Annotated in this window: 11 protein-coding genes; 4 read left to right on the top strand and 7 right to left on the bottom strand. The window is 34.4% G+C overall.

All coding sequences use genetic code 11. The features are described 5' to 3' along the window. Positions 1-19 precede the first annotated feature (19 nt). Genes K6119_RS00245 through K6119_RS00225 form a run of 5 tightly spaced genes read right to left on the bottom strand, consistent with a single transcriptional unit; the run spans position 20 to position 5,006 of the window. Entirely contained in the window at positions 20-1,138 is a 1,119-nt protein-coding gene (locus K6119_RS00245; RefSeq protein WP_221834566.1) for an endonuclease/exonuclease/phosphatase family protein, read from the bottom strand. Then, positions 1,116-2,033 carry a rhomboid family intramembrane serine protease gene (locus tag K6119_RS00240; protein WP_221834567.1) on the bottom strand — a complete coding sequence of 306 codons (918 nt, stop codon included), beginning with the start codon at positions 2,031-2,033 and terminating at the stop codon, positions 1,116-1,118. The genes K6119_RS00245 and K6119_RS00240 overlap by 23 nt, the downstream gene beginning before the upstream one ends. A gap of 3 nt (positions 2,034-2,036) precedes the next feature. Continuing rightward, the gene (locus K6119_RS00235) at positions 2,037-2,795 is read right to left on the bottom strand and encodes a rhomboid family intramembrane serine protease (protein WP_221834568.1); all 759 of its coding nucleotides are present in this window, start codon (positions 2,793-2,795) and stop codon (positions 2,037-2,039) included. Then, positions 2,795-4,651: a DNA mismatch repair endonuclease MutL gene (gene mutL / locus K6119_RS00230; RefSeq protein ID WP_221834569.1), complete on the bottom strand. Its 1,857-nt coding sequence runs from the start codon at positions 4,649-4,651 to the stop codon at positions 2,795-2,797. The genes K6119_RS00235 and mutL overlap by 1 nt, the downstream gene beginning before the upstream one ends. A gap of 4 nt (positions 4,652-4,655) precedes the next feature. Next, positions 4,656-5,006 (bottom strand): hypothetical protein, encoded by a 351-nt coding sequence (locus K6119_RS00225; RefSeq protein WP_221834570.1) that lies wholly within the window; start codon positions 5,004-5,006, stop codon positions 4,656-4,658. A gap of 251 nt (positions 5,007-5,257) precedes the next feature. Between K6119_RS00225 and K6119_RS00220 the strand changes: the two genes are divergently transcribed. Together K6119_RS00220 and bshA are read left to right on the top strand one after the other, a co-directional pair. After that, on the top strand, positions 5,258-8,233 hold the full coding sequence (locus K6119_RS00220; RefSeq protein WP_221834571.1) for a glycoside hydrolase family 3 N-terminal domain-containing protein: 2,976 nt from the start codon (positions 5,258-5,260) through the stop codon (positions 8,231-8,233). Positions 8,234-8,349: 116 nt separating this feature from the next. Next, entirely contained in the window at positions 8,350-9,498 is a 1,149-nt protein-coding gene (gene bshA / locus K6119_RS00215; protein ID WP_221834572.1) for an N-acetyl-alpha-D-glucosaminyl L-malate synthase BshA, read from the top strand. On the opposite strand, the gene K6119_RS00210 is transcribed toward bshA, so the two are convergent. Beyond that, positions 9,495-10,085, bottom strand: coding sequence for a SiaB family protein kinase (locus K6119_RS00210; RefSeq protein ID WP_221834573.1), 591 nt, complete (start codon positions 10,083-10,085; stop codon positions 9,495-9,497). The genes bshA and K6119_RS00210 overlap by 4 nt on opposite strands. Positions 10,086-10,377: 292 nt before the next feature. Here K6119_RS00210 and K6119_RS00205 point away from each other — a divergent pair, with 292 nt between their 5' ends. Together K6119_RS00205 and K6119_RS00200 are read left to right on the top strand one after the other, a co-directional pair. Beyond that, positions 10,378-11,871 (top strand): dihydrolipoyl dehydrogenase family protein, encoded by a 1,494-nt coding sequence (locus tag K6119_RS00205; RefSeq protein ID WP_221834574.1) that lies wholly within the window; start codon positions 10,378-10,380, stop codon positions 11,869-11,871. Between the two features lie 30 nt (positions 11,872-11,901). After that, entirely contained in the window at positions 11,902-12,324 is a 423-nt protein-coding gene (locus K6119_RS00200) for a hypothetical protein (protein ID WP_221834575.1), read from the top strand. Positions 12,325-12,376: 52 nt separating this feature from the next. Here the strand turns inward: K6119_RS00200 and rplS are convergent, their stop codons facing one another. Next, positions 12,377-12,748 (bottom strand): 50S ribosomal protein L19, encoded by a 372-nt coding sequence (gene rplS, locus K6119_RS00195; RefSeq protein ID WP_221834576.1) that lies wholly within the window; start codon positions 12,746-12,748, stop codon positions 12,377-12,379. Positions 12,749-12,943: the final 195 nt, after the last annotated feature.

Below are 12,943 nucleotides of genomic sequence, written 5' to 3'. Positions count from 1 at the left end.
TCCAAAGTAAAACTGAATATTATTGAGGCATTTCAATTAAACAACTAATTGGTTTATGATCTGAGAGATTAACCTGATGTGTTGTAAAGTTGGATGATCTCATAGTTGGATCATGAAAAATATAATCAATTCTATTTGACGGAACCTTTCCAATATAGGTTTGCCCTACACCATTACCCGATTCAACAAATGCATCATTTAAATTAGCACTAAATTGTCTGTAAGAATAAGATACAGGAGTATCATTTAAGTCACCACAAACAATTACAGGAAAAGGTGAGGCTTCTATTTGTCTACGAACAGCTTCAGCTTGCACTGCTCTTTTTTCAAATGCTTGTTTAATTCTCCCTAAAATTCTTCTTCCGGCTGTTTCTTTGCTTTTACTAATTGGACCATTTGGATCTCCAAAGAAGTCATAATCATCACTTTGAAACCGTATAGATCCTATGTGCGCATTAAATACCCTTACAGTATCATCATTGATTTTAATATCAGAATAAATACAGTAGTTATTGTTGTCATTTGCAAAAGGAATCTCTCCTTTATTGATTATTGGATATTTAGAGAATGTGGCAACCCCAAAATATCTTTGCCCCGACATTTCATGGGTATATCTCTCGTGGATATATTTTAAATCCAATAATTTCACCATGGAATCTTTTGTAACAAATTCGTTAGAATTTTCATGGTGATAATACTCCTGAAAGCAAAGAATATCTGCCTGTTCATCATTTAAAAAAGAAAAAATACTATTCCTATTCTCTACTCTATTTTGTTTATTGTACACATCAAATACGTGCACATTAAAAGACATCACTTTTACGGGATTAGTTAATTCAGACTGCGATAAAGTGATGGCATAAAAATGTCTAAAGTGATTAAATCCGATTAGAATGGTTATGATAGAGATTAGGGCGTATTTTCTTTTAAAGAATAGCCAAAAAATAATGAAAAGCAGTGCTATTACTAAAATAATTGGGTATCCCAATCCTAAAAAAGAAATATATGGAATAGAATTAGGAGATATGTGAGTATTTACATAAGCACCTATTAAAAGTAAAGCGTCTAAAATGTTGATCCAAAGAAAAATTTTAAGGATCCAATGGGTGCGTCGGCTACTTTTTTCGCTTGCTTTCATTAAACAGCAATTCTTTTTCTTTTTTAGTCAACCCTTCGTACCCTTTTTTGGAAATTTTATCTAGAATAGCATCAATTTGCTCTTGCTTTGCAGCCTGAGCATCTCTGTATTGATCATCATCCATTTCTTGTACCTCATCTTGAGTGTACACTTTCATTTTTGGTTTGCGTTTAAACAAGCCTTTTAAACTGAATTTGGAGAAAAATCTTTCTAGTCTATTCATAAAATTCTTTGACGAATTTACATTAATTACAGATAAGAATCCAAACAAAGCTCCACCCAAATGGGCAAAATATGCAGTACTCACCTGTCCTTCTGGTTCAGACATTCCAATAAGATTCATTAGAACATAAAAAATAAAGAATGCTATTATAGGAATTCCAAAGTTGGGAAAAAACAAGAGATGAACCTGTAATTTTGGTCTATAAGCCACTACTGCTCCAAACAACGCAGACACAGCTCCTGAGGCACCAAAAATTAGTATATCTCTGTGATTATAAACAGGAAATACCTCAATAGCCAAAGCATTTATTAAATATCCAAAAATACCACCTAATAGATAGGTCCAAAGTAATTTTTTCTCTCCTAATAGTTGAACAAAAATTCTTCCAATAAGAAAAAGCATGATCATATTGAGAAAATAATGACCAAAATCTAAATGTGTAAAAAGTTGTGTAACTAAGGTCCAGGGTTTATAAATAACCTCTTTAATTCCTGGAGCGCCAAATATGCCAAAGAATGTTGCTAAAGCACCATTTATTACATAAAGCTTTCCTATAATTCCTACAAAAATCGAAATCAAAAAAACTATGGTATTGATCAAAATCAACTTACCATACATTCCTGAATTTCTAATCAGGTTTTTCAAATATTGCCCGATAGATTGTTCTTGCATGACTTAGTAGAATTTGGTTTTATCCTTTTGCCAGATTTTAATCAAAATAAAGCCAAACAACATTCCTCCCAAATGCCCAAAGTGCCCTATACCTTCTGCAGTTCCTGTAACTCCGCTGTACACGGCAAAGCCTCCTAGTATCAATGCTAACCATTTAGCTTTAATTGGTATTGGAGGAAAAATCAACATAAATTCGGTATTTGGAAATAACATTGCAAACGCCATTAAAACTCCATATAATGCTCCCGAAGCTCCTAAACTTTGACCTAAACTGATATTTATAATAGATTTTAATTGTTCAGCTTCATACCCGCCTAGATTTGCATAGTTATAACTTACCATCCAATCGCCTTGTCCGTCAAGAAAATGTTCTGCAGATAAAGTAATATCCGGAACTAAAGAACCGGCTGCTTGATACATTTCTATAGCATGTATTCCCGTGGCACAAATTACCCCTCCAATTGCACTAAACATGTAAAATATAAGATATCGTTTACTGCCCCAAATTCGCTCTAAATGACTACCAACAAAAACAACCCCAAACATGTTAAACAAGAGATGTGTAAAATCTCCATGCATGAAAACACTGGTTACAATTTGATGCGGATAGAAAAAAGGTGAAGTTGGATAATGCATTGCAAGGTACTCATCCAAGTTAATTGCCTGATTCACCAATACAATTTTTGCCAGAAATAGTAAGACATTTATAATCAATAAATTCTTAGTTACCTGAGGCATATTCCTAAAAATACTTCCAAACATCAGTTAAATCTTTTTGTTATTTCGTCCATAGTGAACGTTTCAATAATCTTTTTTCCGTTAGGTGCAATCTGTGGCGAAGAAGAAGCAAACAATGCATCAATTATGTATTGCATTTCCTCTATTGTAAGCACAGTTCCACCTTTTAAGGCCGCATTTGCCGCAATTGATCTTGCCAACTTGGTTTTAATCTCAACAGATTCATCTTGTTCATCATGTTGGTAAGTATCAAAGATCCCCTGTATTAAAACCACCGGATTTTGATCTTTTGCCACAGCAGGCTGTCCTTTAATAACCAATACATCACCTTCTAGTTCACAATCAAATCCTAAATCATTTATGGATTCAACTATTTCTTTCCACATTGGCAAATCATGTTTTTCCAATTCCATTCGCTCCTCAAACAACAATTGCTGCACCTGGATATTGTCATTTACCCCTAACAAATCATCATATAAAATACGCATATGAGCGCGGTACTGATCTATTAATATAAATCCATTTTTTACCGAGCTCATGATGTACTTCTCTTTGATTTGAACGGGTTTCTTGGTTTCTCCGCTCAGCACTTCCTCATCATCTACATCCATTGAAGACGAAACAGTTACTTCATTATGCTTTTCTTCTTCAATTTCTCCGTAAAAATTTTCCCAATCTTGTTTGTTAGGTTGAATTTGACTGAATCCATTTGATTTTACATCTCCACTTACACCGGCAGATTTAGTAGAAGAACTTGATGCACTACTTCCTGTATTAAAAGGGTTATAGTCTGGATTAACTTTAATCTCAGGCATTTTTACCGTTTCACCCTTTTTTAATGCTGGAGTGGTAAAAGTTGATTCATGCTCAAAATCTAAAGTTGGAGCAACATTAAATTGTCCTAAAGCTTGTTTGATAGCACTTCTTAGAAATGCATAAATGGCTTGATTCTCTTCAAATTTTATCTCTGTTTTTGTTGGATGAACATTAACATCAATAGATTGCGTAGGCACATCAAAGTAGACAAAATATGGTGGATATTTGTTTGAAGCAATTAAACCTTCGTAAGCATTTACAATAGCATGATTAAAATATCTGTCTTTAAAGAATCTGTTATTTACGAACAAGAAACTTTGATCAGGTTTTGATTTTGAATAGTTAGGCTTGGTGATGAAACCATAAATTTTAACAATATCAGTTTCCTCATTGATAGGAACCAATCTTTCATTGTATGCATCACCATATAACTGAACAATTCGCTGTCTTAAATTACTTGGTGGTAAGTTATAAATCTCCTCACCATCATGATGAAAGGTAAAATGTAAACCGGGATGCACCAAGGCAATTCTCAAAAACTCATCAAGTACTTTGCGATATTCAGTTGAGTTTTTACCCAAAAAATTTCTTCTTGCCGGTACATTGAAGAATAAGTTTTTGACTGCAATGGATGTACCATTTGAACACATCACAGCTTCTTGAGAAACAATTTTAGAACCTTCATTTATGATTTCTGTTCCCAATTCAGCATCATGTAATTTTGTTTTTAAACTAACATGTGCAATTGCTGCAATAGAAGCCAATGCCTCTCCTCTGAACCCTTTAGTTTGAAGGGCAAACAAATCATCTGCTTTGGCTATTTTAGAAGTTGCATGTCGTTCAAATGACATTCTGGCGTCAGTATCTGACATCCCACATCCATTATCAATAACCTGAACTAAAGTCTTACCTCCATCTTTGACAACAAGATCAATTTTATCCGCACCGGCATCAATTGAATTTTCAATTAACTCTTTAACTACTGAAGCGGGTCTTTGTACAACTTCTCCAGCCGCAATTTGGTTAGCTATGTGTGAAGGAAGTAATTTTATGACGTCTGACATCCTACTATTTTCCTGTTTCTTTATCAATAAATGCACCTACATCATCCAGGTATTGATACAGAAAATAGAAGCCTATCAAAACAATTATGAAAATTATTACAAGACGCAAATTTGAGCGCATTGCTTGTGCTTTGTACTCAGAATTCCCCCATTTATCAGAGGTGTTTTGTCTAAAAGACAATTCTCGAGCAATTGAAGCATCCCCTTCTCCTCCATTCTTGGCGGCAGCTTTTTGAGCAGCCCTGATCTTTTTTTCAAGTTCTTCTTTCCTTGGATCGTAATACCTTGGAACATACTCAAACCGCCTATGTTTGTTAGGTAACTTAAATAGATTGTATTTATTCCAACTAATCATTTTGTGTTTTTTGGCCCAATACTTTGGGAAATTGCAAATAATAAAGACGGCTTGCACAACAAATATAGTGAGATTAAATTCAATTAAAACCAGAAGTTATTCACCGATAATTGACATGCCATCCACACTTAAAAGTGGACAAATTGCATGCCATGGCAGGATTTCTGCTATAGGTATTTAATAAATTCGTCAAATGGCGAGTTTCTGGTTATCAATCCTCCCTCGCAAAAGATTAAAAACCAACATTTTATATGTACAAACACTTCATATTTGCATTTACAATACTTTTCAGCATCCATTTAAATGCTCAAAACAACGCATACACGAATAATAAATCTACACCGGCATTTGTAAATTCAAACAGTAACTGGGCCAAAAATCAATTGGCCAAAATGTCACTTCAAGAAAAAATCGGCCAATTATTTATGGTGGCTGTTCATCCTAAAAAAGGAGAAGAACATTTAAAAGAATTGGAAACACTTATTAATGCTGAACATGGATTAGGTGGTTTAATTTTTTTTAAAGGACATCCAACAGATCAAGTAAACATATACAATCGTCTTCAAAAGCAATCCAAAATACCAATGATGATTGGAATAGATGGAGAATGGGGACTTTCTATGCGTTTAGACAGCACGGTTAATTACCCAAGACAAATGATGCTGGGAGCTTTACCTGATGATCAATTGATTTTGGAGATGGGTAAACAAATTGGCGCACAGTGTAAAAGAATGGGAATTCACGTAAATTTTGCTCCAGTAATTGATGTCAACAACAATGCAGCAAATCCGGTTATCAATAACAGGTCTTTTGGAGAAATCCGTGAACTGGTTGCTAAATATGGAATTGCTTATATGAAAGGCATGCAAGATCAAGGTGTTTTGGCTTGCGGAAAACATTTCCCAGGACATGGGGATACTGACATGGATTCTCACAAAGCCTTACCAACAATTCCCTATTCATTTGACAGATTAGATTCATTAGAATTATATCCTTTTAAATCACTTATAGCGCAACAATTAGCAAGTATAATGGTTGCTCATTTATATATACCCGAGCTTGATGCAACGCCTAACCAGGCCTCTACATTATCAGCAAAAATTGTCAATGGTTTATTAAGAGATAGTTTAGGTTTTGAAGGATTGGTTTTTACTGATGCCATGATGATGAAAGGAGTTTCTGACCATTATGGTGCAGGTGATATGGATGTTAGAGCTCTTATGGCCGGAAATGACATTATACTTTTCCCTTTGGATGTTCCTTTAGCTGTTACTAAAATAGAAGCCGCTGTAAAGAATGGTGAAATCACTGAAACCGAATTAGATGAAAAGGTATTGCGAATTTTAAAAGCAAAAGAATGGGCAGGAATATCAATTTTTGAGCCGATTAAAACCGATAGCTTATATGAAGATTTAAACACCATTGATGCTGAAGTTTTAAATCATCAATTAGCGAAGCAATCCATTACTTTAATTCAAAACCAAGAAGATGCCTTGCCTTTAAAAAGACTTGACACCATTTCTACCGTTTACCTCAACATAGGAGGTTCTCAATACAATCAATTTTATGCTACAATGCAGTTATACACTGAGTTCTCTACTATTCAGGTTCCACGATCTATGTCTGCCAGTGAAGAAACAAAATTATTGAGTGATTTGGAAGCATATGACAGAGTAGTTGTAGGATTTCACAGAATGACCAACAATCCTAAGAGTAATTTTGGTGTTACGAGACAAATGATTGCCATTCATGAAATAATAAGTAAAAGGCAAGATGTTATTACTGTTTTATTTGGCAATCCGTATGTATTAGACAAGTTTGGTGATTTATCTCAAACCAAAGCCATTTTGGTAGCTTATGAAGACAATGATTACACAAATAATGCTGCCGCTCAAGTGGTTTTTGGCGGTGTTGTTCCTCAAGGTAAACTACCTGTAACTGCTTCACCTGATTTTCCTGCAGGATTAGGTTTGACATTTGATAAAAAAACCAGGTTGAGTCATGTAATTCCTGAAGAAATTGGAATTTCATCTGATGAATTATATGGGATAGATCAAATTGCTGAAACTTCTATTCATCAAAAAGCATTTCCAGGGTGTCAAATTGTTGCTATTAAGGACGGAAATGTATTTTACAATAAAGCATTTGGCTATCATACATATGAAAAAACTAGAGCAGTTAAAACATCTGACATTTATGACTTAGCCTCAATCACTAAAATTGCTTCAACCACTATATCTCTAATAAAACTTCAAGGCGACAGCATCATTGATATAGATAACAGATTAACAAAGTATCTACCCGAAGTAGTTGATTCAACTCCGTATGAACGCATGGTAATGAGAGAAATGCTGGCTCATCAAGCCGGTCTAATAGCTTGGATTCCGTTTTACACAAAAACACTTGAAAACGGAAAACCGGATATGAAAATATATTCACATGATTCATCTGCAAAGTTTAACCACCGCGTTTCAGAAAATTTGTACATCTCCAGTGATTATGAAAAAACAATATTGGAAACAATTACTCAAAAAGGATTGAGAAAAAAGAATTACAAATACTCCGATTTAGGTTATTACTTTATTAAAGCAATCATTGAAAAAGAAACCGGGGAACAATTAGAAAATTATGTAGCTAAAAACTTTTATGGTCCAATGGGGTTAAGCACTATGACTTATCATCCTAGATACAAATTCCCATTAGACAGAATAACACCTACAGAGCAAGACACTTCATTTAGACAACATTTGGTTTGGGGTGACGTACATGATCCGGGAGCAGCAATGCAAGGTGGTGTAGGTGGCCATGCCGGACTTTTTTCAAATGCCTTAGATCTGGGAACTTTAATGTACATGTTGATAAATGATGGTGAATATGGCGGAGACCAATTATTAAATAAAGACACCATAGCTGATTTTACACGTTGTCAATTTGGACCAAGAAACAGACGCGGTGCAGGTTTTGACAAACCGGTTAGATCATTGGATGGTGGACCAACATGTGACAAAGTTTCTTTGAGCAGCTTTGGACATTCGGGCTTTACAGGAACTATTACCTGGGCAGATCCTGACAAGGGAATAGTATATGTATTTTTAAGTAATCGAGTTTATCCAGATGCCATGAACTGGAAAATTGTAAAGGACAACATCCGAACAAAAATTCAAGACGTAATATATACGGCATGTCAAAATGCGGCATCCAACCAATTAAGTGATTCTTCAAATTAAAACTATTCTTCTGTTGCTGTTAAATAGATACTTAGCGCTATTTACAAAATAGATGAAATTTTTAATCAACTTAATCGTCTCATAAGTGTTAACTTTATGAACCTATTTATAGATAGATGAAAATTGGAATAGTATTATATCCTACGTTTGGAGGAAGTGGCGTTGTAGCTACTGAACTTGGTAAAGCACTTGCAAAAAAGGGTCATGAAATTCATTTTATTTCTTACAATCAACCTGTGAGGCTTGATCATTTTCATCCAAATATTAGGTATCATGAGGTAAGGCCTTTTCATTATCCATTATTTGATTATCAACCATACGAGCTGGCTCTTACAAGTAAATTAGTGGATGTAGTGAGATATGAAGGACTTGACCTTTTGCATGTTCATTATGCAATTCCACATGCATCTGCCGCTTATTTTGCCAAGCAAATTCTTAAAACGCATGGTATAGACGTTCCTTATATCACAACACTTCATGGAACGGACATTACTTTGGTAGGTAAACATCCCGCATTTGAACCTGTAATTACATTTAGTATTAACCAATCTGATGCAGTTACGGTAGTGAGCCAAAGTTTAAAAGACGATACATATAAGCACTTTGCAATAGAGAATGGGATTGAAGTAATTCAAAACTTTATTGAGCCCGGCTCATATTGTCATGAATTAGGAGCTGAAGAAAAGCAACGCAAAAAAGAAATTGCTCCAAATGGAGAGAAAATTCTTTGCCACATGTCCAACTTCAGAAAAGTGAAACGAATTGAAGATGTAGTGCAGATTTTCAAAAAAGTTAAAGACAAAATACCAGCTAAGTTAATTCTTGCCGGAGATGGACCTGAGCGATTTAAAATTGAACAACTTTGTGAAGAACTTGGTGTATGTCAAGACGTAACCATGATGGGGAACGTTCAATCTGCCTCTGAAATTCATTGTATTAGTGACTTGTTTTTATTACCGTCGCAAACCGAGAGTTTTGGATTAGCCGCTTTAGAGGCTTTAGCATCAGGAGTTCCGGTTATTTCCTCAAATGCAGGTGGATTACCTGAAGTGAACCAAGATGGTTATTCGGGATTTTTAAGCAATGTTGGTGATGTTGAAAAAATGGCAAAGGATGCTTTACACATACTTTCAAGTGAAGAGACTTTGAATAAATTCAAACTGCAGGCATTTGAGCACTCAAAGAATTTTTCGTTAGAAAAAATACTTCCTTTGTACGAGGCTGTTTATGAAAAAGTAACGGCTAAAAAAATTAAAGAAGATTAATCGTCTCCTTTTTTAGATCTCTCTAAATCGATATTTACAGAAAAGAATACCAATTCATCTGAAACTTCTTCAGAGATATAGGCAATCTTGTTTTTTGATTTAAGAGACATGGTAATAAACCCAAGACCGGCACCACCTTTATTGGACATGATACCATTTGACAATACTTCCATGTAAAGTTCTTTCACTTCAGCATTATCCATTTTGTTTAGGCTTTCAATTCTTTCTATAATACCATCTATATTGCTTCTTTTGATCAAATTACCAAATGTCACTTTGTAATTATCTTCATTTTGCAAAACTATTAGGAAAGAAACTTGATTACCATCTTCATCACGTTCACCATGAATTCTGATATTTTGAAGTCCTTCAACAAGAATACTGAACATTCTCTTAACGACTCCTTTTTTGTCACCAGACTCCAGCATCATATCTTCAATGCTTGTAGATAAAGAGTTCACAAGATCTTGTGAAAACTCCCCAAAGTGCGAAACTATAATCTTCCCTGAAGCATTTTTGTTGTAGTCCCCAAAAATCTCCTGGAAGCGAGCATTACACTTTTCAACAACTGGATTTCCTGCCAACATAGCGATTAATTGCTAATTTTTATCTCCGAAAGATATAAAATAAATGATAAAACTCCTTATTTATACGACAAATTTTACGGAGGGTTATATTTCTAACAAGAATAAATATAATTATTTGAAAATTAATGAACAAAAAATATACGACTAATTCGATTAAAATTTGGATAAATGACTACTAACCACCTGAATATCGTTAAAAAAAATCAACTAAAATTAAAGGTAACCGCTCAGTATGATTTGATTTGATAATTTTGTCTATATTCAACCATCTATTTTTTAGAAAGAATTAAGCATGAATCAAGGTAGATACGATCTTGTAGTTATAGGAGGAGGACCAGCTGGGTATGCAGCTGCAATGAGAGCAATTGACTTCGGTAAACGCGTATGTTTGATTGAAAAATCAAAAGTTGGTGGTGCCGGTGTTTATCATGGTGCACTCAGTTCTAAAACACTTTGGGAACTTTCTCAAAGAGTTAAAAACGTCAATGAAACCATTGTTTCTCTGGGTAGAGATAGATTTGAACTATCTTGGGAAGAAGTTAAAAAGACCTTGGAAGAAGCAGTTTTTGAAAGAAAATTTCAGTATTCATGTCACATTAAACTATTAAAAACCAATAGAGCTGACCTTTTTACATATATAAGAGGTTACGGTAAATTATTGGATCCAAATACTGTTCAAATCACTAAAGAAGATGGTGAGATTGAAAAAATAGAAACAGATTACGTAATAATAGCAACAGGTTCATCACCTAGAGGATTACCTAATATTGAAGTAGATGAGAAAATCATTATGACTTCAGATGGTATTGATCAGATTACTGACTTCCCTAAAAGTTTAGTAATAGTTGGTGCCGGTGTAATTGGTTGTGAATACGCTACTATATTTTCAAATTTTGGAAAAACAAAGGTTTATTTAATTGATAGAGGTGATCACATTCTTCCGTTTGAAGATGATGACATCTCTCAAATTGTTGCTAAAAACCTTGAAAAACACGGTGTAACAATTCATCATAAGGCTTCTTTAGATCGCATGGAAATTGTTGACGGAGAAGTAGAGTATGAAATCACAGCAGACGGAAACAAAGAAATCATTCGCGTTGAGAAAGCTTTGCTTTCAGTTGGGCGTGTACCTAACCTACAGAACATAGGGATGGAGGAATTAGGTTTGAAAATGGGTAAAACAGGTCGTCATTTAGGAGATGACGATACTCAAACAAATATTCCTAACATATTTGCTGCCGGTGATGTATCGGGTAGAATTGCATTGGTTAACATGGGTGAAATTGAAGCCCGTCATGCTGTGGAGCGTATTTTTGGTGGAAAAACTGAGCGTTTATCCTATGATAACGTTTGTACTATCATGTTCCTTGAACCAGAAGTGGCGTCCGTAGGGATGAATGAAAAACAATGCATTGAGAAAAACATTCCTGTTAAAGTTGTAAAACTTGACTACTCAGTAATGGCACGTGCAATTGCCATGCGTAAAACACAAGGATTCTTTAAAATCATTGTCACCAATGACGAAGATATGCGCATTTTAGGAATGCGTGCAGTTGGAGAACATGCTTCCTCTGCTATTCAGGCTGTTGCGCTTCAAATTAAAACAAAGCAAGGAATTTCTGAGTTGGCTGAACTCATTCACCCTCACCCTTCAATTGTTGAAGGAGTACAGGAATGTGTGAGAATGTTACTAAACAAATCAATCTTTAAATCATCTGTATTTAAAGACAAATTGGCCTGCTATAGTTTAGTTGATGGAGTAAAGACTCCTCTTCAACGCTTGTAATTCAGCAATCAATTTCGTAAATTCAACTCAATGAAAAAGATTGGGCTACTACTAATTATGCTTATTAGCGTAGGATATGCTAATGCACAAGAAATTGATTCATTGCTACAAGGAAAATGGCAACTATTCAATATCATTGACAATATGACCGGTAAAGAAATTAAACCAACTCATAAGTCAAAAACGAGCAAAGACTTTAAATACACCATTAACTTTCAGGACACCATTGTCACTTATAATCTAGAGATAAATAAGTGCGATAATGAGTTCAAGGTAACAAAAGACAGAAACATTGAATTCAAATATTTCAGCAATTGCACTGAACTTTGTTGTGATGGCGAATTTTCAGAGCTATTAACTTATCCTGATTGTACTAAATACTACATCAAAGAGAATAAAGTGCTGATTATGGTTTCTGAAGATAGAATTTTCTACTTCAACAAAATGAAATAAAAAAACCTGCTCGATAGGAGCAGGTTTAATTTTATCTGTAATTGATAACGAATTACTTCTTTTTCTCAACAGCAAGATTTCTTTTCTCTTTGATTCTTGCAGATTTACCTCTTCTTTCTCTGAAGTAAAAGATTCTAGCTCTTCTTACGCTACCAACTTTGTTAATTTCAATTTTCTCAATAAAAGGAGATGAAACAGGGAATATTCTTTCAACACCAACGTTTCCAGACATTTTTCTAACTGTGAAAGTCTCAGTTGCACCAGTTCCTTTACGTTGAATAACAACACCTTGGAATTGCTGAACTCTTTCCTTGTTACCTTCTTTAATTTTATAATGAACGGTAATAGTAGATCCTGATTTGAAATCAGGAATATTATTCCCCTCAACTAATTCGCTCTGTAAATCTTTAATTATGCTGTCCATGACTTAAAATTCTTTATTCAACGTTGAATCTCATTTGAAATTCGGGCTGCAAACTTACGAATTATTTCGCAAGAATTGAGGTGCAAAGATAGAAATAAAATTTTTTATAAATCAAGAAAATATTTAGAATAAAAAATATTCATTCAAACTTACTGATATTTTGATCTTTAAAGGAATTGATAATGGGCTTCCTAA

Origin of the sequence: Paracrocinitomix mangrovi, from assembly GCF_019740355.2 — a bacterium.
Taxonomy (GTDB): Bacteria; Bacteroidota; Bacteroidia; order Flavobacteriales_D; family Crocinitomicaceae; genus Paracrocinitomix; species Paracrocinitomix mangrovi.
The sequence above is the reverse complement of the archived record's forward strand: the minus strand, read 5'-3'. Positions and strand labels throughout refer to the sequence as shown.